This window comes from Kitasatospora sp. NPDC048540, assembly GCF_040651175.1.
Taxonomy (GTDB): domain Bacteria; phylum Actinomycetota; class Actinomycetes; order Streptomycetales; family Streptomycetaceae; genus Kitasatospora.
The window spans coordinates 1-23,798 of record NZ_JBEZIR010000103.1 but is presented as its reverse complement, the minus strand read 5'-3'; the positions used below and the strand labels follow the sequence as shown (position 1 = coordinate 23,798).

At 73.4% G+C, this 23,798-nt stretch carries 24 protein-coding genes; 4 read left to right on the top strand and 20 right to left on the bottom strand.

Annotation, left to right across the window (positions count from 1 at the left end; all coding sequences use genetic code 11):
- Positions 1 to 110 precede the first annotated feature (110 nt).
- From AB0D08_RS30435 to AB0D08_RS30405, 7 genes are all read right to left on the bottom strand, one after another.
- Positions 111 to 1,706, bottom strand: a complete 1,596-nt coding sequence (locus AB0D08_RS30435; protein WP_359893404.1) for an Ig-like domain-containing protein — start codon at positions 1,704 to 1,706, stop codon at positions 111 to 113.
- Positions 1,707 to 1,813: 107 nt separating this feature from the next.
- Entirely contained in the window at positions 1,814 to 2,806 is a 993-nt protein-coding gene (locus AB0D08_RS30430; RefSeq protein ID WP_359893402.1) for a substrate-binding domain-containing protein, read from the bottom strand.
- 221 nt (positions 2,807 to 3,027) lie between these two features.
- Complete coding sequence (locus tag AB0D08_RS30425; RefSeq protein WP_359893401.1) at positions 3,028 to 5,628, bottom strand: hypothetical protein; 2,601 nt, start codon at positions 5,626 to 5,628, stop codon at positions 3,028 to 3,030.
- Entirely contained in the window at positions 5,625 to 8,579 is a 2,955-nt protein-coding gene (gene pstA / locus AB0D08_RS30420; RefSeq protein ID WP_359893399.1) for a phosphate ABC transporter permease PstA, read from the bottom strand. The genes AB0D08_RS30425 and pstA overlap by 4 nt, the downstream gene beginning before the upstream one ends.
- Entirely contained in the window at positions 8,576 to 9,592 is a 1,017-nt protein-coding gene (gene pstC, locus AB0D08_RS30415) for a phosphate ABC transporter permease subunit PstC (RefSeq protein ID WP_199520324.1), read from the bottom strand. Before pstC ends, pstA begins: the two co-directional genes overlap by 4 nt.
- Positions 9,589 to 10,020: a hypothetical protein gene (locus AB0D08_RS30410; protein ID WP_149038128.1), complete on the bottom strand. Its 432-nt coding sequence runs from the start codon at positions 10,018 to 10,020 to the stop codon at positions 9,589 to 9,591. The genes pstC and AB0D08_RS30410 overlap by 4 nt, the downstream gene beginning before the upstream one ends.
- A gap of 489 nt (positions 10,021 to 10,509) precedes the next feature.
- Positions 10,510 to 11,103 (bottom strand): TetR/AcrR family transcriptional regulator, encoded by a 594-nt coding sequence (locus tag AB0D08_RS30405; protein ID WP_359893396.1) that lies wholly within the window; start codon positions 11,101 to 11,103, stop codon positions 10,510 to 10,512.
- Positions 11,104 to 11,225: 122 nt separating this feature from the next.
- Here AB0D08_RS30405 and AB0D08_RS30400 point away from each other — a divergent pair, with 122 nt between their 5' ends.
- A complete protein-coding gene (locus tag AB0D08_RS30400; RefSeq protein WP_033820375.1) occupies positions 11,226 to 11,633 on the top strand; it encodes a DUF4267 domain-containing protein in 408 nt (135 codons plus the stop codon).
- A gap of 86 nt (positions 11,634 to 11,719) precedes the next feature.
- Here the strand turns inward: AB0D08_RS30400 and era are convergent, their stop codons facing one another.
- The 10 genes from era to AB0D08_RS30350 all read right to left on the bottom strand — a co-directional run bounded on the left by era (position 11,720) and on the right by AB0D08_RS30350 (position 18,638).
- Complete coding sequence (era, locus tag AB0D08_RS30395) at positions 11,720 to 12,649, bottom strand: GTPase Era (RefSeq protein ID WP_033820387.1); 930 nt, start codon at positions 12,647 to 12,649, stop codon at positions 11,720 to 11,722.
- Positions 12,650 to 12,696: 47 nt separating this feature from the next.
- A complete protein-coding gene (locus AB0D08_RS30390; protein ID WP_158515499.1) occupies positions 12,697 to 12,861 on the bottom strand; it encodes a hypothetical protein in 165 nt (54 codons plus the stop codon).
- An 84-nt stretch (positions 12,862 to 12,945) separates the two neighbouring features.
- The gene (locus AB0D08_RS30385; protein WP_033820376.1) at positions 12,946 to 13,299 is read right to left on the bottom strand and encodes a cytidine deaminase; all 354 of its coding nucleotides are present in this window, start codon (positions 13,297 to 13,299) and stop codon (positions 12,946 to 12,948) included.
- 46 nt (positions 13,300 to 13,345) lie between these two features.
- Positions 13,346 to 13,882, bottom strand: a complete 537-nt coding sequence (locus AB0D08_RS30380) for a DUF4383 domain-containing protein (RefSeq protein ID WP_033820377.1) — start codon at positions 13,880 to 13,882, stop codon at positions 13,346 to 13,348.
- Between the two features lie 21 nt (positions 13,883 to 13,903).
- Complete coding sequence (locus AB0D08_RS30375) at positions 13,904 to 14,134, bottom strand: hypothetical protein (protein WP_033820378.1); 231 nt, start codon at positions 14,132 to 14,134, stop codon at positions 13,904 to 13,906.
- Positions 14,135 to 14,244: 110 nt separating this feature from the next.
- Complete coding sequence (locus AB0D08_RS30370; protein ID WP_149038129.1) at positions 14,245 to 15,570, bottom strand: hemolysin family protein; 1,326 nt, start codon at positions 15,568 to 15,570, stop codon at positions 14,245 to 14,247.
- 13 nt (positions 15,571 to 15,583) lie between these two features.
- Positions 15,584 to 16,078, bottom strand: a complete 495-nt coding sequence (gene ybeY, locus AB0D08_RS30365) for an rRNA maturation RNase YbeY (RefSeq protein WP_033820379.1) — start codon at positions 16,076 to 16,078, stop codon at positions 15,584 to 15,586.
- 14 nt (positions 16,079 to 16,092) lie between these two features.
- Positions 16,093 to 17,193 (bottom strand): PhoH family protein, encoded by a 1,101-nt coding sequence (locus tag AB0D08_RS30360; protein WP_033820380.1) that lies wholly within the window; start codon positions 17,191 to 17,193, stop codon positions 16,093 to 16,095.
- Positions 17,194 to 17,359: 166 nt separating this feature from the next.
- Positions 17,360 to 18,280 (bottom strand): ribonuclease Z, encoded by a 921-nt coding sequence (locus AB0D08_RS30355; protein WP_033820381.1) that lies wholly within the window; start codon positions 18,278 to 18,280, stop codon positions 17,360 to 17,362.
- A gap of 4 nt (positions 18,281 to 18,284) precedes the next feature.
- On the bottom strand, positions 18,285 to 18,638 hold the full coding sequence (locus AB0D08_RS30350) for an HIT domain-containing protein (RefSeq protein ID WP_033820382.1): 354 nt from the start codon (positions 18,636 to 18,638) through the stop codon (positions 18,285 to 18,287).
- Positions 18,639 to 18,928: 290 nt separating this feature from the next.
- On the opposite strand from AB0D08_RS30350, the gene AB0D08_RS30345 reads away from it, so the two are divergent.
- Entirely contained in the window at positions 18,929 to 20,092 is a 1,164-nt protein-coding gene (locus AB0D08_RS30345) for a mechanosensitive ion channel domain-containing protein (RefSeq protein ID WP_359893391.1), read from the top strand.
- On the opposite strand, the gene AB0D08_RS30340 is transcribed toward AB0D08_RS30345, so the two are convergent.
- On the bottom strand, positions 20,017 to 20,997 hold the full coding sequence (locus AB0D08_RS30340) for a YihY/virulence factor BrkB family protein (protein WP_359893390.1): 981 nt from the start codon (positions 20,995 to 20,997) through the stop codon (positions 20,017 to 20,019). The two genes, AB0D08_RS30345 and AB0D08_RS30340, sit on opposite strands and share 76 nt — an antisense overlap.
- 42 nt (positions 20,998 to 21,039) lie before the next feature.
- Entirely contained in the window at positions 21,040 to 21,465 is a 426-nt protein-coding gene (locus AB0D08_RS30335; protein WP_359893389.1) for an SRPBCC family protein, read from the bottom strand.
- Between the two features lie 219 nt (positions 21,466 to 21,684).
- Between AB0D08_RS30335 and AB0D08_RS30330 the strand changes: the two genes are divergently transcribed.
- Both AB0D08_RS30330 and AB0D08_RS30325 read left to right on the top strand, forming a co-directional pair.
- The gene (locus AB0D08_RS30330) at positions 21,685 to 22,233 is read left to right on the top strand and encodes a VanZ family protein (protein ID WP_033820822.1); all 549 of its coding nucleotides are present in this window, start codon (positions 21,685 to 21,687) and stop codon (positions 22,231 to 22,233) included.
- Positions 22,234 to 22,295: 62 nt separating this feature from the next.
- Positions 22,296 to 23,042, top strand: coding sequence for a DUF4230 domain-containing protein (locus AB0D08_RS30325; protein WP_082526575.1), 747 nt, complete (start codon positions 22,296 to 22,298; stop codon positions 23,040 to 23,042).
- 126 nt (positions 23,043 to 23,168) lie between these two features.
- On the opposite strand, the gene AB0D08_RS30320 is transcribed toward AB0D08_RS30325, so the two are convergent.
- Positions 23,169 to 23,798, bottom strand: a 630-nt coding sequence (locus tag AB0D08_RS30320; RefSeq protein ID WP_359893386.1) for a SigB/SigF/SigG family RNA polymerase sigma factor, incomplete at its 5' end; no start/stop codon positions are given.

Sequence of the window (23,798 nt, the reverse complement as noted above, 5' to 3'; positions counted from 1 at the left end):
GCTCCGGCCGTGCGGCGGTGCACCGGTGGTGCCGGTGGTGCACCGCCATCAGGCCAGGGTGGTCCGACCGCCGGGTTGCGTCGGGGCCGATCCCGGGTGAAGGGGAGCCGTCAGATCGCGGTCAGGGTGAGCACGCCCTGGTAGGTGCCGGCCACCGTGGAGGTGGGGGCGAGCAGGGTGAGGTCGGCGCCGACCTTGGCGGTGCCGAGACCGGTCGCGGTGGCGAGGGTCCGGGAGGACTTCAGGCCGAGCGCACCGCCGTCGTTCACCTCGACGGCGTTGGCCGGGGCGACCTGACCGCCCAGGGTGACCTTGAGGCCGTCGCCCTTGGAGACCAGGTTCGGGGCCCAGCCGAGGTTCTGCGCGTTGATGCTGCCCGTGCCCGAGCTGAACTGGGCGACCTGGCCGCTGACCGACCAGCCGGGCGCGCCGGCCCGGGTGTCGGTGACGGTGACGGTCTGGATCGGGCCGGCGGTGGCGAAACGGGTGGAGTCGTTGTTCAGGGTGAGCGGCGGCAGGGTGACGTTGGCGCCGGCCACGCTGATCACCAGGGCGCCGGGGGCGACGGTGGTGGTGATGGTCTCGGAGACCGGGGCGGGCGGGGTCGGGCCGCCCGGGTTCGGCGGGGTGACCTGCGGGGTGACGGTGAACGGCACCGCGGCCGAGGCCGAGGCGGCGTACTGGGTCGCGTCGGCCGGGGTGAAGGCGGCGGTGAGCTGGTGGTCGCCCTCGGCCAGCGCGGTGGTGCTGAACTCGGCGGCGCCGGCGGCGACCGGCTGCGAGCCGATCACGGTGCCGTTGTCCTTGAACTCGACGGTGCCGGCGGCGGCCGGGGCCACCGACGCGCTCAGCTTGACCGAGGCACCCTTGGCCGCGGAGCCGGCCGGGGAGACGACCAGGCCCGTGGTGGTGGCCTGCGCACCCTTGGGGCTGATGGTGTAGGAGACGTTGGCGGAGGTGGAGCCGAGGAAGTGGCTGTCGGTCGAGGTGAAGACCGCCTTGAGGGTGTGCGCGCCCTCGGCGAGGGTGTTCACGGTGGCCGTGGCCTGGCCCGCCGCGACGGTGGCAGGCGCGCCGACGGCGGTGGCGCCGTCGAAGAACTGCACGGTGCCGGCGGCGGTCGGGGAGACCGCGGCGGTCAGGGTGACGTCACTGCCGACGGTGGCCGAACCGGTCGGGGTGACCGAGAGCGTGGTGGTGGTGGCCTGCGCGACCGGGGCGTTCGGGTCGGTGGAGGTGTAGGCGGTGGGGCTGGTGAACCAGACCGAGCCGACGAAGTCACCGAAGTAGGTGGCGCCGATCTTGGCGCGGCAGCGCAGGTGGAACTCGTACTGGCCGGACAGCGTGCTGAAGCCGTTCTTCTGCGCGAAGCTGCGCATGGTGTCGCTGAGCGGCACCGACAGCCGGCCCTGGGCGTCCGGGGAGTAGACCGACTGCGCCACGTTGGGGGTGACGCCGTAGCCGTCGGTGGGGAAGCCCCGGCCGAAGACCAGCAGCTGGAGGTTGGTGCCGCCGTTGCAGGAACCGGAGGAGACCACGTTCATCAGCTCGTCGTCGGCGCCGGTGGCCGGGTTGACGCTCAGGGTGCCGATGACCGGCACGGTGTCGGCGTACGCGGCGGCGGAGCCGAGCAGGGTGATGCTGCCCGCGGCCAGGACGGTGGCCGCGCCGAGCGCGACGGCCCGCGGGATGCGGTAGGTGCTCACTGTGATGATCGCCTTTCTGGCACTGATCGGTGATGCAGGGTCAGGTGGAGCGGTGTCAGGTGGAGCGGGTGCAGCGCGTGCGGTGGAGCGACGGGCGGTGGTGCGGGTCAGCCGGTGGTGCGCGAGGTGTCACCGCAGTTGGCGTTGACGCCGAAGCCGTACTGCTTGATCACGGCGGACTGCTGGCAGATGCCGGAGTTCGCGCCGACGAAGGCGTCGCTCCACGGGCTGACGCCGACCTTGCTGGTCGGGATGACGTTGTAGACGTCGCGGACGGCGGCGGCGCTGGTGTTGAGCAGCACCGAGGGGACGCCGTTGACGTTGCCGAGCTGGGCGGTGCCGCGGATGTCGGCAAGGGTGCCGGAGCTCTGCGCGATGTACTGGGCGATCGAGAACGGCACCAGCGAGGTGGTGTCCAGCACGCGGCCGTCGTGCTCCTCGATCTTCTTGCCACCCTTGGTGTCGGCGATGCAGGGGTAGCGGCCGGCCTGGACGTCGCCGTCGGCGATGCCGACGGTGGACTCCCAGAAGCTGCGGGTGCCGGAGCCGGCCTGCGGCAGCAGCGGGCGGATCGAGTAGTTCGGGGCGGTGCCGACGTAGCCGGGGTCGCAGGTGTAGATGGCGTGCAGGTCGGCGACGCTCAGGTCGAGCGGCACCGAGCTGCCCGCGCTGACGGCGTAGGTGACGCCGTCCACCGCGAACGGGACGTAGGTCAGGCCCGGGGTGGCGGCGGCCAGGTTGAGGCTGGAGGAGCGGGAGAAGTCCAGGCAGCCGTTGCCCTTGTTGAGCTCGTTCAGCAGGGCGGTGCGGCCCGCGCCGGAGCCGTTCGGGCGGGCCAGGTTCTGGCAGGCCGCGGCGGCCTTGGTGTTGATGGTGGCCGAGCCGACGGCGTCGTACGAGCCGATGACCTTCTGGCCGTTCACGGTGACGACGTTGGCGAGCGCGTTCATCACGCCCTGGGTGGTGTCCGAGCCGACGCCGGACAACGGGCGGACGGCGCCCGGGTCGGCCTGGGCGGTACCGGTGCCGGCCACCAGCAGGCCGAGGCCGGCCGCGACGGTGACGCACTTGGCGAGCTGGCGCTTGTCGATGAGCTTCATCTGGTCGGTTCCCCTTGGAGAGTTGGCGGGAGCGAGTGGTGCGAAGGCGGGTGGAGCGCGTGGAGCTGGTGGAGCGGGTGTTTCCGGGCACGGCCGATGGGCCCGTCGGCCGGGTGGCTCGGGTTCGCCTCCGGTCCCGGCGCACGGCGGTGCGGCGCGCGGGCGGTGGTGGAGCGCGGGCGGTGGTGGAGCGGCGGAAGGAACGAGAAGGCTGCGGTGGTTCAGGGGCGGCGTCGGCGCAGCAGCCTGGGCACGAAGATCCCGCCGGCGCCGGCCAGCAGGCCCGCCACCAGGACGCCGAGCAGCAGGTAGCGCAGCGACCCGACGTCGGTGCGGGCGGTGCGGCCCGCCGGGGCGGCGGCGACCGTCGGCGCGAGCGTGACGACGGTGTGGGCGGGCGCGGGGGTCTCGGGTGCGGGCGCGGGGGGCTCCGGGCGGTCGGCGGTGGCGGGCCGGCGGGTCGGTGCGGCGGGCGCGGGCCCGTCGGCCGGCTCCTCGGCGGCGGTCTCGGGCTTGCCGGCGCTGCCCTCGATGCGCTGCGCGACGGCCAGTGTCCTGGCCCGCATGGCGGCGGGCAACTGGACGTATCCGGCCGGTAGTTCACCGATCGCGATGCCGGGCTGCTGGCCCGGGCCGACGGCGTAGCGCAGCAGGTCGGCGTAGGCCTTGCCGTCGCCGGCCGTGAGTGCGGACGGCACGGTGGCGGCGTAGGTGATGGCGGTGAGCGGGTAGCCGCCGGGGGTCTTCACCGCCGGGTCGACCACCTGCACCCCCGGGGCGCCGCCGTCGGTGGCGGCGGCCGCCGCGGCGAGCAGGGTGGAGTCGGTGGCGGCGGTGAACTCCCCTGCGGCGTTGCGCAGTTTGGCGGTGGACAGGCCGTAGCGGGCGGCCTGGGCGGTGGTGGTGAGGGCGAGCACCCCGCGCAGCCCCTGCGGCTGCGGGACGGCCTTCTTGAGCGACGGCGGGAGGCTGGAGGGGTCCCACTCGGTGCGGGCGAGGGTGTCGCCGCGGGCGGCGGCCCGGGCGGCGTCGCGCATGCTGCCGCCGTAGGGGTGGCCGTCGAAGTTGCACCAGTCGGGCCGCTCGTCCTCCTTGTCGAACTTCTTGCAGTAGTCGTCGGCCTTGGCGTAGCCGGAGCGGGGCAGTTCGGGCCGGCCGTCGCCGAGGTAGGCGGTGTTGATCGAGTGGTGCCAGACCGGGTCGGGCGTACCGTCCAGGAAGGCCTTGGCGTCCGGGTCGGCGAGCAGCCACTGCCAGACCGTCCGGGTGAGGTCGCCGTCGGCGGAGGGCACCAGCAGGTCGGCGATCCCGATCGGGAACGAGAGCCCCGCGAACTGCGGGTTGATCTGCAGGAACTCCGGGTCGGTGACCAGGTCGCGGGGGTTGCCCGGCGGGACGTGGGGGTCTCCGGGGTTGACCGCGTAGCGGTAGCTCTGGGTGAGCAGCTTGGCGATCAGCCGGGGGGTGAGGTTCATCTCCTGGATCCGCTGGCCGTCCTGCTTGGCGCGGTCGGGCGGGGTCAGCGAGTTGGACTGGCTCTCGATGTCGAAGGCCAGTACCAGGCCGGAGAGGCCGAGCGGGGCGTACACGGGGGTGCGGCCGTCGGCCTGGTCGGCGGGGGCCAGCGGTGCGCCGACGAAGACCAGGCCCGGGTTGCCGCGGGTCAGCCGGAGCCGGGCCAGGTCGTCGGTGGCCTGGCCGAAGTTGAAGATCCGGCCGGCCTGCCGGCAGACCGCCGGCTGCCAGCGCCAGATCATCTCGGCCGCGAACTCGGTTCCTACCGTGGGCAGTTCGGGGCTGCCCAGCGGGCAGGACAGTCCGACCGGCTCGAACCTGAGCGGCACGACCAGCCGGTGGCTCCAGTTGGTGGCCGACAGCGGTGAGGACTGCAGCCGGGCGGACGGGCCGGCCAGCGCGGAGCCGTCCACCTCGGTGGAGCCGCGCGGGACGATCACCAGCCAGCAGCGGCGGCCCTCGGTGAAGGGCCCCGGCTGGTCCTTGGGGGTGTTGCCGCAGCCGAGGCCGGGTGCCTCGGCGCCGGTCTGGACCTCGAAGTAGACCTGTCCGGTGCCGTCGGAGCGGGTCGGTGCGAAGGGCACCTCGTTGGTGGACTGGATGTTGTAGAACTGGCTGCTGCCGCCGGTCTCGGCGGGGTCCCCGGTGACCGGACGGAACGGCGCGTAGACGTTCAGGCCGGGCCCGGCGGGCTTGAGCGGTTCGGCGGGGTCGACCAGGACGCGCCCGGGGTTGAGCTGGCGGCTCGGCACGAAGTCGCCGCCGCGGTTGTCGCCCTTGGTGGCGCCGTACTGGCACTGCTCGCGGTCCGGGCCGGTGTCCGCGTCGCCCCAGCACTGCATCAGGGTCAGGTAGTTCTGGCCGAAGACCAGCGGGCTGGGCTGGGTCTGCCGGCCGCCCTGCCAGGTGACCGAGACCACCTGGTTGACCAGGTGGGTGGTCTGGCTGACCGTCACCTGGAGTCCGGCGAACTCGCCGGTCCCGGTCACCGTCGCGCCGTCGGCGGGCGCCGCGGCCGCGGAGGCTGCGGCCCGGGCCGCCGGTGTGCCGGCGGCAGCGGTGCCGGCCGGGGAGCTCCCGGCGGCGGCCGGGGCGGCCGGGGCCGCGGCGGGCGCCTGGTCGATGCCGACCGGTGCGCCCATCGGGTCCACCGGGATCTGCGGGGTGGCCGCGGCGCCGGCCGCCACCGCGGCGGGCGGCGGGCCGGGGTCGACGGAGAGCGCGGCGCCGGCCGCGGTGGCGAGGACCAGGGTGAGGACGGCCGCGGTGCGCAGCGCCCGCAGCGCGGTCCGGGATCCGGCGGTCATCTCTCCCCCTCGGAGCCGTCGGCGGCGGCGCGGCGGGCCGAGCGGCCGGCGATCACCGGCGGGAGCACGATCACCGCGCCGAGCAGCAGGCCGGCCAGCACCATCAGGGTGTGCCGCAGCCCGGTTCCGGCGACGCCGGACAGCGCCACCGCGTCGGCGGTGTAGCGCTGTCCGCCACCGCCACCGCCGTCACCGCCTGCCGCGCCGTCGCCGCTCTGGTCCCCGGCCGCGGTGTCCGCGCCGGTGGGGGCCCCGGAGCCGCCACCGGAGGCGGCGGCCGCTGCGCCGGTGGGGGCACCGGTCCCGGTCCCGGCCTTGCCGGGGTCGGCGCCGGCGGCGCCCGCACCGCCCTTGCTGACCGGGGTGACGGTCTTGTTGCCGCCGGTGCCGGTGGCGCACTGGGCGGCGGAGCCCTTCTTGTCGCAGTCCTTGGGCTGGTCGGCGCTGTCGGCGTACGGGTTGGCGCCGTTCTTGCCGAAGGTCGGGTTGTTGCACTTCGCGGCGTCGAAGGCGCGGCCCTCGCTGCCCGGGATCTTGGCGAGCTGTTCGAAGCCGGACTTCACCAGGTCCTGGGTGAGCGGGGAGTAGCCGCCGCCGTCGGCCTGCTGCTGGCCGTCGCACAGGAAGTAGTAGCCGAACGCGCCGAGGGTGCGGCCCTTGTCCTTGGTGAAGCTGTCCCTGAGCTCGGTGGTGTGCACCACCATGTAGCTGTAGCTGGACAGCGGGTAGGCGGCCGGCTCGGGGGCGTCGTACACGCCGTCGAGCTGCTGGGTGAGGTCGCCGGGGTTGATCTGGACGTGCTTGAGCGCGACCGAGACGTTCTTGCCGGCCGGCTCCACGTAGTAGCCCGCCGAGTTGAGCAGTTTGACCACCGGGAAGTGGCTGTTGAGCGCGTAGGAGTACTCGACGTAGGTGATGGTGCCGTCGTTGCGGTCGTTGGCGACGGTCTTGGAGACCGCGTCGGAGCTGCCGAGCGCGGGCCAGCTGGAACCCTCCAGCCGGGGGAACCAGGAGGTCATCGCGCAGGGCGCCTTGCGCGGCGTCTTCACGCAGTAGTCGTCCCAGATCGACTTGTACTTCTTGGCGAACCAGGAGGTGAGCTGGGCGGTGGTGCCGGAGCCGTCCGAGCGGACCACCGGGCGCACCGGCGTCTCCGGCAGCCGCAGGCTGGGGTTCTCGGCCTGCACGGCGGGGTCGTTCCACTTGGTGATCTGGCCGGTGAAGAGCTTGGCCACGGTCTCGCCGGACAGCCGCAGGTTGGTGACCCGGTTGCCGCCGATCTTCAGGTTGTACATGAACGAGGTACCGCCGGCCACGATCGGCAGGTAGGCGATCGGCCAGGGCGGGGGCGCGTCGACCTGCCCCTGGTCGGTGAGGTTGTACGGGATCTCGGTGACGGCGAAGTCGGTGCTGCCGTTCTTGAACTGGTTGCGGCCGAAGGTGGAGCCGCCCGGGTCGAAGTCGATGGTCATGCCGTACTGCTTGACGTTGCTGATCCACTGGTCGACCGCGTTGAAGCTCCAGGTCGAGCCGGCGCCGCCGATCCGGCGGTAGTCGTCGGCCCGGGCGCCGGGCGCGCCGAGGGCCAGCGCGGATCCGAACACCGCCAGCGCGGCGAGCAGGGTGAGGGTGCGGGAGAGCGCTCGGCGCAGCACGGGGACCTTCCGGGCGGTTCGGTTCTGACGCTGGTTCTGGTTCTCGGCCTGCGCCCCGGCCTGGGCCTGGGGCTGGGCCGGATGGTGTCCGGGGGCGGCAGTGGGCCGCTGCATCCGGCGGACGTCGTCCGCGGAGCGCAGCATCCGGCGTTCCTGCTGGCGCCGGGTCAGCTCGCCCGGTCCGCGCCCGCCGACCGCACGGGCCAGCAGGAACAGCGCCAGCACCAGGGCGAGCAGCACCGCCGCGGCGCCGAAGGCCCGGGCGACGTGCAGTTCGGAGGGGAACTTCACCAGCGTGAAGGCCATCAGCGGCAGCGAGGCCTGCGGGCTGGAGAACGGGTCGAAGTTGAGCAGCTTGGTGTAACCGGAGCAGAGCAGGACCGGTGAGGTCTCGCCGATGCCGCGGGCGGCCGCCAGGATCACCGCGGTGGCCAGGCCCGAGCGGGCGCTCGGCAGGGTGACCGTCCAGACGGTCCGCCAGCGGCTGGCCCCGAGCGCGTACGAGGCCTCCTTCAGCGAGGCCGGCACCAGCCGGAGCACCACGTCGGAGGCGCGGATCAGGATCGGCAGCATCATCACCGACAGCGCGACGCTGGCTGCGAAGCCGGACCTGCTCTGCCCGAGGCCGATCACCAGCACCGCGTAGACGAACAGCCCGGCCAGGATGGACGGCAGCGCGGTCATCGCCTCGACCAGGGTCCGCACCAGCCGGCTGAACCGGCCCGGCACCTCGCCGAGGAAGACCGCGCAGCTGATGCCGAGCGGGATGGTGATGCTCAGTCCGATGGCGATCTGGGTGAGGGTGCCGACGATGGCGTGCAGCGCCCCGCCCTTGTCCAGCGGGTCGGCGGGCCCGGCGGCGGAGAGGTCCTGGGTGAAGAAGTTGGGGTGCGCCAGCGCGGTCCGGCCGTGCCAGAAGACGTAGCTCACCGTCCACACCAGCACGCCGAGCAGCAGCAGCGCGATGCTCTGCACGACGACCGCGGCCAGCCGGTCGCGGACCGCCATCCGGCCCTCGTCGCGGGAGACCAGCGCGTACAGGCCGAGGAAGCAGAGCCAGGCGCAGACCGCGAACCCGATCACGCCACTGAGCGGGGCGATCCAGTGGAACAGCAGCGCGGTGACCGCGAGGGCGCCGGCCAGGCTGGACCACAGCGCCCAGGTGTCTGCTCCGCGGCGGCCCCCGGTGCGGCGCCGGGGCGGGTCGCTCCCGGCGGCGGGCGCCGCCACCACGGTGGTGGTGGGCCCGGCGGTGGTGGTGGGCGCGGCGGTGGTGGTGGGCGCGGTGGTGGTCATGAGCTGGCTCCCGAACGGCTGCGCGCCACCACCGCGGCCGCGGCGAAGTTGACGACCAGGGTGAGCAGGAAGAGCGCGAGGCCGGCCGCCATCAGGGCGGAGATGGCGAACGGCGAGGAGTCCCCGTAGCGCAGCGCGATCATCGGGGCGACCGCGCTGCCGCCGGTCTGCAGGATGTGCGGCTGGATCTCGAACTGCATGGAGAGGATCAGGTAGACCGAGATGGTCTCGCCGAGCGCCCGCCCGAGGCCGAGCATGGTGCCGCCGATGATGCCGCCGCGGCCGAAGGGCAGCACCACCGAGCGGATCATGCCCCAGCGGGTGGAGCCCAGCGCGTACGCGCCCTCGCGCTCGCCGGCCGGTGCCTGGTCGAAGACCTCCCGCATGATCGAGCACATGATCGGCGTAATCATGAAGGCGACCACGATGCCGGCCATCAGGCTGGAGGCGGTGAAGATGACCGGCGGGTTGAGCGGGTCGTCGAGGTCGATCCCGCGGGTGCGGAACAGCGGGAACCAGCCGACGTAGGTCGCCAGCCAGCGGGCCACCCCGGCGAGTTGGTACTGGAGCAGGACGAAGCCCCAGACGCCGTAGACCACGCTGGGCACCGCGGCCATCAGGTCGACCAGGCCGATCAGCAGCCGCTTGGCGCGCCGCGGCGCGTACTCGCTGATGTACAGCGCGCAGCCGAGCGCCAGCGGCATCGCCAGGACCACCGCGATCCCGCCGATCAGTACGGTGCCGATCAGCACCGCGGCGATGCCGAAGTGTCCGTGGCCGGCGTCCGGGTTCCAGTCCGTGGTGGTGAGGAAGGACCAGCCGGCCACCCGCAGTGCCTGGACCGCGCGGACGGCGAGGTAGCCGCCGACGGCCAGCATCACCAGCAGGACCAGGGCTCCGCTGCCGCGTGCCCAGAGCAGGAACACCCGGTCGGCCAGGCCCGGGTTGACGGTCAGCGGGCGGGCGGCGGCCGCCCCGGCCGGTTCGGCGGCGGTGCCGGCGGGCGCGCTCACACCAGGCTCCGCAGGGCGCCGCGCGGCTGCGGGACGGACCGGGCCGGCAGGGCCAGTGGCCTGGCCTGCTGCGGGCCGCCGGCCGCGGCGCTGAGCACACCGGCCAGGAACAGCCCGAGGTTGTACTGGCACTCGCGCTGGCGGCGGAACGCCCGGGTCGAGCAGGCCACCGGGACGTTCTCGAACTCCAGTCGCCAGCGCCAGAGCTGGCCGTGCTCGACGGTGCCGATGGTGGCCCGGAGCCGGTCCACCCGCTGCTGCAGCCGGGCGATCGAGGCCAGGCACGCGTCGGCGTCCCGGAAGGTCTCCTCGCTCTGCCCGAGGTGCCGGTTGTTGGCACCGAGCAGGCGCCACACCACGGCGTCACCCGTACGCACCCCGTGCGGGTGCACGGGTCTGCTGACAAGGAGGAATCGCGGCTGTCCCATGCCCGGTGTCGCCTTCCGAAGCGCTCAGTGGCCGGAAGAGACCGTCTCGACCCCGGGGGGATGAACGGATGCCGCGGCATGAACGCCGGACACGGAACCCGTGAACGGGTGGCGCGCCACTCCTCCACAAGTCGCGCACCACCCGTTCCAATCTGACGATACCTCAGGAGTGGTCGCGGGCCGCTGGACCGACGGTCGGTGGGCAACCGGAGGCGCTGTGGAACGCCTCGGAGGTACACGTCCCGGGCCGCCGCGGCCACCTCCGGAGGCCCCTTCCCCGGGGCCCCGGAGGCCCGTTCGGCGGCCGGTGGCCGGGCGGTGCCCGCCGGGGCCGTTCGGGGTCCGGAGCCGAACGGATCCGGCCAACCGCCCGCCGCGGGCGGCCCGCGGCGGGGTTTGCCTTCTGTTGGCACGGGCGCCCGGCCGGCCCGGCCCTCCCAACCGGAGACCAAGCGCGGGCGGCGGCCGCCGGACCGGCCCCCGGGCCGGTCAGCGCCCGGCGGGGAGCGCGGTGAGCTGACGGATCAGCAGGTCCACCCGGGCGTCGTGGTGCTGCGGTCGCAGCCGCCGGCCGGCCGCGAGGACGGCCAGGCCGTGCAGGGCGCCCCAGAGCACTTCGGCGAAGGTCTCCGGGTCGCCGCCGCGGGCGGCTGCGAGCGGCCCGACCACGGCGGCGAACTCGCCGAAGGCGGCCTTCAGCGGGGCGGGCGAGTCCTCGGTGCCGAATTCCAGGTCTGTCTCGTGGACGAACATCGCAGCGTAGAGCGCGGGCCGCTCCCGGGCGAAGCCGAGGTAGACGCCGGCCAGTGCGCGCAGCGCCTCGGCGGGGTCGGACAGGCCCGCCCGGGCCGCACGCAGGGCGGCGGCGAGCTCCTCGAAGCCCTCGACGGCGACCGCGGCCACGATCGCGTCCCGGGACGCGAAGTGGCTGTAGAGGACGGGCTGGCTGTACTCGACGGCTTCGGACAGCCGGCGCGTGGTCACCGCGCCCCAGCCCTCCGCCTCGGCCAGCTCCCGCGCGGCTCGAATGATCAACAGGTGGCGTTCCGCCCGTTCGCGCTCCCGGCGCTGCTGTACGGCCATGGTCGGATCCTAGCACCGCTAGACATTCGAGCAGGGATAGTCCTAGCATCGATCTCAGACCTAGCAACGCTAGGAAGCCAGTCGGCGCCGCCGGGCACCGGCACGTCCTCAGGGGGAACCAGATGTCCAGGCAGCGCATCACCACCGTGCTGGCGGTCCTGACCGGCGCCACGGTCATCTTCTTCGGGCTCAACTTCCTGCTGAACCCGGCCGCGCCCGACGGCTTCGGCATCACCCCCTGGCCGCAGGGGAACGCCACCGGCTACTTCGTCGTCAAGGGCGTGCGGGACCTCGCGGTCGGCGGCACGGTCCTGGTCCTGCTCGCGCTCGGGCAGCGCCGCGCGCTCGGCTGGGTGGTCCTGCTCGACGCCCTCGTCCCGCTCGGCGACGCGACCGCCGTCACCACGCACGGCGGCACCCTCGGCTTCGCGCTGGCCGTGCACGGCTCGGCCGCCTGCGTGGTGCTGCTGACGGCGGCCCTGCTGCTCACCGAGGGCCGGACGGCCCCGGCGCCCGCCGCCCGGGCCTGAGCGCCCCGCAGGGCCGCTCTGGCCCCGGGAACGCCGAAGGCCGGCCGGACGCGATGTCCGGCCGGCCCCGTCGTGCGCCGGCCCGGTCAGAAACCGAGCTTGCGCAGCTGCTTCGGGTCCCGCTGCCAGTCCTTGGCCACCTTGACGTGCAGGTCCAGGTAGACCGGTGTGCCGAGGAGCGCCTCGATGTGCTTGCGGGCGGTGGTGCCGACGTGCTTGAGCCGGGCGCCCTTGGCGCCGATCACGATGGCCTTCTGGCTCTGCCGCTCGATGTAGACGTTGGCGTGGATGTCCAGCAGCGGCCGGTCGGCGGGGCGTCCCTCGCGGGGGATCATCTCCTCGACCACCACGGCCAGCGAGTGCGGCAGCTCGTCGCGCACGCCCTCCAGCGCGGCCTCGCGGATCAGCTCGGCGACCATGATCTGCTCGGGCTCGTCGGTGAGGTCGCCGTCCGGGTACAGCGGCGGGCCGGCCGGCAGCAGCTTGGTGAGCAGCTCGCCCACCAGCTCGACCTGCTGGTCGCCGACGGCGGACACCGGGATGATCTCGGCCCACTCGATGCCGAGCTCGAGGCCCAGCTGGTGGATCGCGATCAGCTGCTCGGCCAGCTTCTTGGAGTCGACCAGGTCGGTCTTGGTGACGATGGCGACCTTGGGGGTCTTCTTGACCTCGGCGAGTTCCTTGGCGATGAACTTGTCACCGGGGCCGAGCTTCTGGTCGGCGGGCAGGCAGAAGCCGATCACGTCGACCTCGGCCCAGGTCGAGCGGACCAGGTCGTTGAGGCGCTCGCCGAGCAGCGTGCGGGGCTTGTGCAGGCCGGGTGTGTCCACCAGGACCAGCTGGGAGTCCGGGCGGTGCACGATGCCGCGCACGGTGTGGCGGGTGGTCTGCGGGCGGTCGGAGGTGATCGCGACCTTCGTCCCGACCAGCGCGTTGGTCAGGGTCGACTTTCCCGCGTTGGGACGGCCGACGAAGCACGCGAACCCGGAGCGGTACGGGGATGAAGGGGCACTCATGCCGACCATTCTCCCTGATCACCACGGGGTGGACGGACCAGCCCGGCTCAACCGGTCTTCTTGCCGCCTCCGGGCGAGGTCAGCGCACCGATCAGGACGAGCAGCAGCAGCACCAGCGAGCCGATCAGCCAGTACGGCGACCCGGTCTCCTTCCAGCGGCCGAACCCCATCACGGTCAGCAGCAGACCGGCGAAGAACGCCAGCACCCCCATGGTCCCCTCCCCGGGCAGTCCGCGGTCACACTATCGGTCCGCGCGGCCCGGGTGCCCCGGCCGGGGCACCCGGGCCAGGACGGTTCAGCGGGCCTCGGCCCGGACCCGCAGCGTCCCGTCCGGGCCGGCCAGCAGCACCGGGGTGCCGGCCCCGCCCAGGTCCCGGACGGCCGCGAGGTCGGCCTCGGCGGGCGTGTCCGCGGCGGTGACCACGGCGGCCGCCTCCAGGCCCTTGGCGCCGCTGGCCACGGCCATCGCCACGGCGGTCTGCAGGGCGCTCAGCCGCAGCGACTCCAGCGCGACGGTGCCGGCCACGTAGGTCCGGCCGGTCTCGTCACGTACCGCGGCCCCCTCCGCCACGCCGTTGCGGGCGCGGGCGGAGCGGGCCAGCGTGATGATCTTCTTGTCCTCGGGGTCCAGCCCGGTCAGCTCACTCATGAGGCCTGAGCATAGGCGGCGGGCCGCCCGCGCCGTCCGGGGTGTCTCAGTGGCCGGTCGGCCGGGGGTCGCCGGGCCGCATCACCTTTACCAGGGCTGGCGGGCCGTTGGGCAGCGTCTCGGGCTTGCTGTGCCGCTGCTTCCAGTACGGGTTGTCCTGCGGGAGGTGGCTGCTGACCCTGCCGTACATGCCGAAGGTCAGCACCACGAAGCCGAACACGAAGCTGAAGATCACGTTGGGGATCCGGAACGCCAGCCGGTTGGCGCTGCTGTCCAGCACCATCAGGCCGACGAAACCGGCCAGGATGAAGAGCACTCCCATGATCATGTTGATGGTGGAGGCGATGTTGCCGCCGATCACCGCCCCGGCGATCAGGATCACGCCGGCGATGATGGAGATCACGCTCAGGGTGCCGTTGCTCGACAGCCCGATGACCTCCTTGCCCTGGGTGTCGAGGAAGCTCGGGTGGTCCAGCAGCCCGAGGATGCCGAAGACCAGCAGGAACACCCCGCCGAGTCCGGCGCCGACCCGGTACACCTGGCCGAGCCGGTGGTCGACGGGCAGTTCGTCCTGCAGTTTCATGGAGACCTCCTGGCCTGGGGTCTAACCGTGTTCGGCGCCGTGGAACGGCACCTCGTGCAGATACAGGGACCCGCACTGCTGGCAGATGCGCAGGCCCGTCCCCCATGCCGTCTCCGGCTTGCTCTCGGCCCCGGGGTCGACCGGGGCGCCGCACATGGCCATGGTGGGTTCGCCGGTCCGGACGACGTGCCACTTGAGCACGGCACCGGACGGACCCTCGGGCCCGTACTCCGCACGCAACTGATGTGCCATGACTTCATCGTCGGGAGCGTTCGGAGCCCCGGTCAAACGGACCGTGGCTTCGTACGAGGACGAAACGGCCCGCGGGGTGGCACCCCACGGGCCGTTTCGTCCTGGCCGGGTCAGTCGCCGTCCGGGTCCTCGCCCTCGTCCGCCGTACGGACCGGGGCCGCCACCACGGTGCCGATCCGGTTGCGGCGGCCGGCCGAGCTCTCGGCGGTCAGCCGGATCGCGGTCAGGTCGGTCACCGACTCGTCCGGGACCGGGATCTCGCAGGAGGACCCGGGGATCGGCACCCGGCCGAGCCGCTTGCCCAGCAGGCCGCCGACGGTCTCCACGTCCTCGTCGGCCAGCTCGATCCCGAACAGCTCGCCCAGGTCCTCGACCAGCAGCCGGGCGGTGATCCGGTACGAGCCGTCGCCGAGGTCCTCGACCGGGGCGATCTCCCGGTCGTACTCGTCGGTGATCTCGCCGACGATCTCCTCCAGGATGTCCTCGATGGTGACCAGGCCGGCGGTGCCGCCGTACTCGTCGATCACGATCGCCACGTGCGAGCGCATCTGCTGCATCTCGCGCAGCAGGTCGGCCGCGGGCTTGGAGTCCGGGACGAACACCGCTGGGCGCATCACCGAGCCGACCGGCTCGGACTCGGAGTCCCGGTTGATGTGGGTGCGCCGGACCAGGTCCTTGAGGTACACGATGCCGACCACGTCGTCCTCGTTGTCACCGACCACCGGGATCCGGGAGAAGCCGGAACGCAGCGCCAGGGTCAGGGTCTGCCGGACCGTCTTGTGCCGCTCGATCATCACCAGGTCGGTGCGCGGCACCATCACCTCGCGGACGATGGTGTCGCCCAGCTCGAAGACCGAGTGCACCATCCGGCGCTCCTCGTCCTCGATCAGGTCGTCCTGCTCGGCCAGGTCGACCAGGGCGCGCAGTTCGGCCTCGGAGGCGAACGGGCCCTCCCGGTACCCCTTTCCCGGCGTCAGCGCGTTGCCGAGCAGGATCAGCAGCTTGGGGATCGGGCCGAGGATCCGGGCCAGCGGCAGCAGCACGAAGGTCGCCGCCGTGGCCGTGGTCAGCGGGTGCTGGCGGCCGATCGTGCGGGGCGAGACGCCGACCGCGACGAAGGACACCAGCACCATCACGCCGAACGCCACCAGGACGGCCTGCCAGGTGCTGTCGAAGGACCGGACGCAGACCACCGTGACCAGCACGGCGGCCGCCATCTCGGCGGCCACCCGGATCAGGGTGGCCAGGTTCAGGTAGCGGATGGTGTCGGAGGTCAGCACCAGCAGCCGGTCGGAGCCGCGCCGGCCGGCCCGGTGGGCCTCCTCCGCGCGGAACCGGGAGATCCGGGAGATCCCGGCCTCGGCGCAGGCGGCCAGCCAGCCGAGCACCACCAGCAGCAGAGCTCCGACCAGGAAGCTCGTACTCGCACCGCTCACAGACGGCCGGCCCTCAGTGGACGGTCGGCGCCGGGGAGAGCCCCGACAGTCCGCGACCGGCCCGCCAACCGTCCAGGATCCGCTTCTGGAGCGCGAACATCTCGCGCTCCTCCTCGGGCTCCTCGTGGTCGTAGCCGAGCACGTGCAGCACACCGTGGACGGTGAGCAGCTGCAGCTCGTCGTCCATGGCGTGCTTGGTGGGGGCGGCCAGGCCCTGCTGCTTCGCCACCTCCGGACAGAGCACGATGTCGCCGAGCAGGCCCTGCGGCAAGTCCTCGCCCTCCTTGCCGGGGCGCAGCTCGTCCATCGGGAAGGACATCACGTCGGTTGGGCCCGGCAGGTCCATCCACTGCACGTGCAGCTCGGCCATGGCCTCGCTGTCGACCAGGATCACGGAGAGCTCGGACTGCGGGTGGATCCGCATCTTGTCGAGGGCGTAGCGGGCGACGTCGAGGATGGCTTCCTCGTCGGCGTCCCACCCGGACTCGTTGGCGATGTCGATCGACATGGAGGGTTCGGTACTCAGCTTTCGGCGCGATGGGACTGCCGGGGCGCACGCGCGCCCCGACGCTGGACGGGTTTGGTGCGGGCGGTGCCGGCCTCGTCGGCCTCCTGCTGGGCGTCCCAGCGCTCGTAGGCGTCCACGATCCGGCCGACCAGCTTGTGCCGGACCACGTCGGTGCTGGTCAGCACCGAGAAGTGGATGTCCTGCACGTCGGCCAGGATCTCCTGGACGACCTTCAGGCCGCTGCGGGTGCCGCCGGGGAGGTCGATCTGGCTGGTGTCGCCGGTGACCACCACCCGGGAGTTGAAGCCCAGGCGGGTGAGGAACATCTTCATCTGCTCGGGCGAGGTGTTCTGGGCCTCGTCCAGGATGATGAAGGCGTCGTTCAGGGTGCGGCCGCGCATGTACGCGAGCGGGGCGACCTCGATGGTGCCGGCCGCCATCAGCCGCGGGATGGAGTCGGGGTCCATCATGTCGTGCAGCGCGTCGTACAGCGGGCGCAGGTAGGGGTCGATCTTCTCGTAGAGGGTGCCGGGCAGGAAGCCCAGCCGCTCCCCCGCCTCGACGGCCGGCCGGGTCAGGATGATCCGGTTGACCTCCTTGGCCTGCAGCGCCTGCACGGCCTTGGCCATCGCCAGGTAGGTCTTGCCGGTGCCCGCGGGGCCGAGGCCGAAGACGATGGTGTGCTTGTCGATCGCCTCGACGTAGCGCTGCTGGTTGAGCGTCTTGGGGCGGATGGTGCGGCCCCGGTTGGAGAGGATGTTCGCCGTGAAGACCTCGGACGGGGCCGGGTGGGCCGGGTCCTCGGCGGCCTTCCTGAGCATCGCGATGGAACGCTCCACGGCGTCCTCCGTCAGGGGTTGGCCGGTGCGCAGCACCAGCATCATCTCGCTGAAGAGCTGCTCGACGAGCTTGATCTCGGCCTGGTCGCCGGTGGCGGTGACCTCGTTGCCGCGGACGTGGATGTCGGCGTCGGGGAAGCCGCTCTCGATCACCCGCAGGAGCGAGTCGGCCGCCCCCAGCAGGGTGACCATCGGGTGCTTCTCCGGAATGACGATCCGGGTGCTGGCCGCGTCGGGACGGTGACCGTTGGTTCGGGTCTGCGGTGTGTCACTCATGGGTCGGCGCTGAGGCCTGCTCATCCCATCTGTCGAGTCGTGGTGCCGCGCGGGCTCTCCGGGTCACCAGGGTACGCCGCGCAGATGTTCGCTGCGGCGGCGCGGCACCCCGGGCGGCGCATCCGATGCTGGACCCGCGCGGCCGGTGAGGCGAATGGTTTTCCGGTCATCGCCGCGGCGGGACCGGCACCCTGGCGAGGTCCTCGGCGACCACGATCTCGCCGTCGAAGTGCGCGCGGGCCTCGGCGAGATGGCCGTCCAACGCCGGGTAGCGCTGCGAGAAGTGGGTGAGGACGAGGGTCCGGACCCCGGCCTCGGCGGCCACCCGGGCGGCCTGGGCGGCGGTCAGGTGGCCGTGCTCCTCGGCCAGCCGGGCGTCGGCGTCCAGGAAGGTCGCCTCGATCACCAGCAGGTCGGCGCCGTCGGCGAGCTCGTGGACCCCCGGGCACAGCCGGGTGTCCATCACGAACGCGAACCGCTGGCCCGGCCGGGCCTCGCTGACCTCGTCCAGGGTCACGGTGCGGCCGTCCTCCAGGGTGACCGAGCCCTCCTGCTGGAGCCGGCCGACCAGCGGGCCGCGCAGGCCGAGCGCGGCGAGCCGCGCGGGCACCAGCCGGCGCCCGTCCGGTTCGGTGAGCCGGTAGCCGAAGGAGTCCACCGGGTGCGAGAGCCGGACCGCGGAGAGCTCGAACGGCGCGCCGGGCGCGGACAGCGGGCCGGCCACCGGGATCGGGCGGGGCCGCAGCCGGGCGCTCTCGTGGTAGGCGGTCGCGTACCGCAGCCGGTCGAAGAACACCTGGCCGCTGGCGGGGTAGTAGACGTCCACCGGGTGCGGGACCCGGTCCAGGTTGATCCGCTGGATCACCCCGGCCAGGCCCAGCGAGTGGTCGCCGTGGAAGTGGGTGACGGCGATCCGGGTGATCCCGGTGGCCGACACCCCGGCGTGCAGCATCTGCCGCTGGGTGCCCTCGCCGGGGTCGAGGAGCAGGCCCTCGCCGTCCCAGCGGAGCAGGTAGCCGTTGTGGTTGCGGTGCCGGGTGGGCACCTGGCTGGCGGTGCCCAGGACGACGAGTTCGCGCTGTGACACCGGATCAGACCAGGCCCTCGCGCAGCGGCTCGCCGCCCAGCACGTGCACGTGGGCGTGGAACACGGTCTGGCCGGCGCCCGCACCGGTGTTGAAGATCAGCCGGTAGTCCGCGAGACCGTCGACGGCCGCGACCTCACCGGCCTCGGTGAGCAGCTCCGCGGCGACGGCGGGCTCGGCGGCGGCGAGCGCGGCGGCGTCCGGGTAGTGCACCGCGGGGATGACCAGGACGTGGGTGGGCGCCTGCGGGTGGATGTCCCGGAAGGCGACGGTGTCCGCGGTCCTGCGGACCACGGTGGCCGGGATCTCGCCCGCCACGATCTTGCAGAACACGCAGTCGGACTGCGGCTCGCCGGCCATCTCGCTCTCCTCGCGCTGATCGGTCGTCACCGGCCGGTGCCGGTGTCGGCGGCAGCCTAGCCGAGTCGGCGGCTCCGGGGCCGGGGCGGCCGGCGCGAGGGACCGGCCGCCGGGACCGGCCCGGATGTTTGAAGGCGTCTCAGCGGGCAGGCGACGGACGGCGCCGTCCCGTCCGCCGGCGCCAGGCGTCGAGGCCCCGGCCCGCTCCCCTCCCGGGGCCTCGACGCGTACCCGGCGACCGGCCGCCCCCGACCCGCCCCCGACCCCGACCGTGTCAGGAGGAGACCCGCATGCCGATCTGGACCGTCCTTCGCCCGCTGCTGGTGGCGGCCGCCGTGCCGGCCGCCGTGTTCGCCGTGGACCGGCTGCTGCTGCTGGCCGTCGCCCGGCTGTCGGCCGCCCGGCCCGGCGCCCGCCGCTGGCAGCTGCTGCGGCGCTGCCGGATACCCGCCCTGGTGACGGCGGTGGCCGCGCTGCTGCTCGGCGGCGAGCCGGCCGCCGGCCTCGGCGCGGCGGTGCGGCCGCCGGTCCGGCACGGCCTGCTGCTGGCGCTGCTGGTCAGCGCGGGCTGGCTGGCCGCGCGGACCGTCTCGCTGTTCATCGAGTCCGCGCTGACCCGGTACGCGGCCGGGCGGCGCGACCCCGGGCGGGTGCGCCGGGCGCGGACCCAGGCCGACCTGGTCGGCCGGATCTCGGACGTGGCCATCGCGGTGCTCACGCTGGCCGCCGCGCTGATGACCTTCCCGGCGGTCCGCGCGGTCGGTGCCAGCCTGCTCGCCTCGGCCGGGCTGCTCGGGCTGGTGGCGGGCGTCGCGGCGCAGTCCTCGCTGGCCAACCTGTTCGCCGGGATCCAGCTGGCCTTCGGCGACATGGTGCGGATCGGTGACGTCGTGGTGGTGGCCGGCGAGTGGGGCACGGTGGAGGAGATCACCCTCACCGCGGTGGTGATCGCCACCTGGGACCAGCGGCGGATCGTGATGCCGGTGTCGTACTTCGCCGGCAAGCCGTTCGAGAACTGGTCCCGGCGCGACCCCGGCATCACCGGCACCGTGCTGCTCCACCTCGACCACCGCACCCCCGTCGGCGAGCTGCGCACCGAGTTCGAGAAGCTGCTGGCCGACGACAGCCGCTGGGACGGCGCCGGCCGGGCGCTCCAGGTGGTCGACACCACCCCGAGCACCATCGTGGTCCGGGCGCTGATGACCGCGCCCGACGCCGAGCAGGCCTTCGAGCTGCGCTGCGCGGTCCGCGAGCACCTGGTCGCCTACCTGCGCGACCGGCACCCGTACGCGCTGCCCCGGATCACCGTCGGGCGGGCCGAGGCGGGCGGCCCCGGCGCGCACCACGACGCGGCGGAGCACGGGACGGCGGCGGTGCCTCACCCCGCTCCGGCGCGGTCCTTCGAGGCGTTCGAGAGGGCCGACGGGGCCGGGGACGGGGGCGGCGGACGGTAGCCGCCGGGCCGGCCCGGGCCGGCGTCCCCGGCGGCGTCCCCGGACTCCTTCGCCCGGGCCAGCCCGGCGTCGACCTCCAGGCCCAGCAGGATCGCGAGGTTGGTCAGCCACAGCCAGACCAGGAACACCATCACCCCGGCGAGCGCGCCGTACATCCGGCTGTAGGTGTCCACGTACGCCGCGTACAGCGCGAAACCGCCGGAGGCCGCCAGCCAGAGCGCCACCGCCAGCGCACTGCCCGGGGTGACCAGGCGCAGCCGCCGGGAGCGCAGGTCGGGGGCCGAGCGGTAGAGCACCGTGACCATCAGGGTGACCAGCAGCACCAGCGCGGGCCACTTCGCCACCGACCACAGGGTCAGGCCGAAGTCCCCGACGCCCAGGGCCCGGCCGGCCTGCGCGGCGAGCGGGCCGGTGAACACCACGATCGCCACGCCCGCCGCCAGCAGCACCACCAGGACGGCGGTCAGCGCCAGCCGTACGGGCGCCAGCAGCCACAGCGGCCGGCGCTCGCGGACGCCGTACGCGGTGTTGGCGGAGCGGATGAACGCGCCGACGTACCCGGAGGCCGACCAGAGCGCGCCGACCGCCCCGAGCGTCGCGAACACCCCGCCGGCCCCGGCGTTCTGCTGCACCTGGCCGACCCCGTCGCGCAGGACGTCGCCGGCCGGGCCGGGCGCCAGCCGGCGCAGCCCGTCCATCACCTGCCCGGTGGGCGACGGGCCCGCCAGGCCGAGCAGGCCGGTGAGCAGCAGCAGGCCGGGGAAGAGCGCCAGCACGCCGTAGTAGGTGAGCGCGGCCGCCCGGTCGAACAGTTCGTCACCGAGCAGTTCGCGGCCGGTGCGCCGCAGGACGGTGCGCCGGAGCGCGGCGGCCCGGCTGCGGGGTCGCTCGGCGGTGGGCGGCATGGTCGGTCTCCTCTGCGGCGGCGGGGTGGCGGTGGTCGTGGTTCAGGCGGCCCGGCTGCGGCGCTCGACGTGCTCCTTGAACTCCTGGAGGCAGCGGTGCACCTGGTGGGCGACGAACCCCAGCCGGTCGCCGATCAGGTCGATCACGCCGTGCGGGGTGTGGTCCAGCTGGAGCTGGATCCTGGTGCGGCCGGCGCCCAGGTCGTGGAAGGTGACCACGCCCGACTGCTCGGCGCCGTCCACCGAGCGCCAGGCGATCCGCTCCCCCGCGATCCGCTCGGTGATCTCGGCGTCGAACTCCCGCTGGACGCCGTCCACCCGGGCCACCCAGTGCACCGTACCGCTGGGGCCCGGCACCACCTCCTCGACCCCGCTCATGAACCGCGGGAACGCGGACACCCGGCACCACTGCTCGTAGACGGCCCCCACCGGCGCCGCCACCTCGATCGACTCCTCGGTCCTGGACATGGCTCCTCCTCGGCTCGCGCGATGCTCGTGTCGCGGCTCGTCTGCCCGCCCCGGGCCGCCGCACGCAGGCCCGCCGCCCGGTCGTGGACGATGCATCAACTCGACTTTAGATCCGGACAGTTGATCGACATGCTGCCGCTCCGGATCCGCTTGACCCGGGCGCCGCGGGGTACCCGCCAGGTGCCGGCGGCAGACCGCCGCGGCGAGGGGAGCGCGACCATGGCAAGAGCTACGACGGCACCCGGCGGCAGCGCCGGGGCCACCTCCGGACCCGCCGCCCGGACCGGCGGCGGGGAACCCTTCCTGCGCCGCCGCGGCCTGCTGCCCGGCCTGGTACGGGCGGCCGTGCTGGCACTCGCCCTGGCCGCCACGGTGGCCTTCGCGGTCGCACTGGCCCGGGTCACCCTGGTGCCCTCGCCCGCCTCCCGCGACCTGGTGCACGCCAACCTCCGCCCGGGCGCCACGCTGCGGGCCTACCTGGACCGGCCCGCGGTCCGCGCCGCCGCCCAGCAGGTGGGCGGGAACCTGCTGCTCGGGGTGCCGTTCGGGGTGCTGCTGCCGGTGCTGTTCCAGCGGCTGCGCGGCCCGTTCACGGTCACCGCGCTGACCGCCCTGGTCATGGTGACCGTGGAGGCCGCCCAGGCCGCGCTGGTGGTCGGCCGGGCCTTCGACATCGACGACGTCATCCTCAACACCACCGGTGCGCTGCTGGGCTGCCTGCTGCTCGGCCGGCGCCTCGGCCGCGCCCTGCACACCCGACGCGACTGAGCCGGCGCCCCGCCGGAGCAGTCCCCGAAGAAGCAGTCCCCGAAGAGAAAGCGATGCAGCAGATGGCACTCCTCAGACGCAGCCGGCCGGCCGGCTCCGGCGCCGCGGGCACTCCGGCCCCGGAGACCGCGGCGGACACCACCCCGGAGCCGGCACCCCGCCGCCGGGACGGCCGGCGCACCCCCTGGTACATCGGCCTGCCGGTGACCCTGGCCGCGATCCTCGCGGTCTTCCTCGCCGGGGCGCACCTGGGCCTGTTCCCCTCGATACCCAACCCCTTCGAGCGCCGGACGGTGGACCGCAGCCAGCCGGTACTGCTGCGCTCGATCCAGGACATGAAGCGGTTCACCGGCGCCCAGGGCAACTTCCAGGTCATCGTCGACCTCGACCACGAGGCCGCCTTCCTGCCGTCGGCGCTGCTCGGCAACCGGACCCTGTACGTGGCGGCCGGCACCGTGGACGCGTACGTCGACCTCAGCGCCCTCGACAAGGGTGCGGTGACCGTCTCCGCCGACCGCTCGACCGCCGCCGTGGTGGTGCCGCACGCCCAGCTCGCCCCGGCCGCGCTCGACGTCCGCCGGTCCTACGTCTATCTCCAGCAGCGCGGGTTCTTCGACCGGATCGGCGACTTCTTCAGCGGCAACCCCGGCAACCAGCAGCAGGTGGAGCTGCTCGCCACCCAGAAGATCGAGCAGGCCGCCAAGGACACCGAACTCACCCAGCGCGCCGAGCAGAGCACCCGGTCGATGCTCGAAGGACTGCTGCACTCGGCCGGGTTCACCACCGTGACGGTCACCACGGCCGCCTGACCCGGCTGACCCGTCCGGCCGCTACGGCCGGTACGGCCCGGGGCGCCCGCGGTCGACGGACCGTCACGAGCGCCCCGGGCCGTACCGGCCGGCTCTTGTTCTCGGGGTTCTCGGTTCTCGGGGTTCTCAGTTCTCGGCGAGCAGGGCGGTGCGCAGCTGGCCGAGGATGCGCTTGAGCATGCGGGAGATGTGCATCTGGGAGAAGCCGAGGAGTTCGCCGATCTCGGCCTGGGTGAGTTCGGCGCCGAAGCGCAGGGAGAGCACCTCGCGGTCGCGGTCGGACAGCGCGGCGAGGGCCGGCTTGAGGCTCTCGCGGTCGAGGACCAGGTCGTAGTCGCGTTCCTCGACGGCGAGGCGGTCGCCGAGGGTGGGGCCGTCCTCGGCGTCGCCGCCGGGGCCGAGGTCGAGCGAGCCGGCGGTCTGCGCGCGGGCGGCGACCACTCCCTCGCGGACCTCCTCCTCGCTCAGACCGAGGTGTTCGGCGAGTTCGGCGGTGGTGGGGGCGCGGTCGTGCAGCTGCTGCAGTGCGTCGGTGGCCCTCGCGAGGGCTATCCGCCGCTCCTGCAGCCGGCGGGGCACGTGCACCATCCAGCCGGTGTCGCGGAAGAACCGCTTGATCTCACCGGCGATGGTGGGGATCGCGAAGGTGGTGAACTCCACACCCTGCGCCGGGTCGAAGCGGTCGATCGCCTTGATCAGGCCGACCGTGCCGACCTGGATGATGTCCTCCATCGGCTCGCTGCGGGTGCGGTAGCG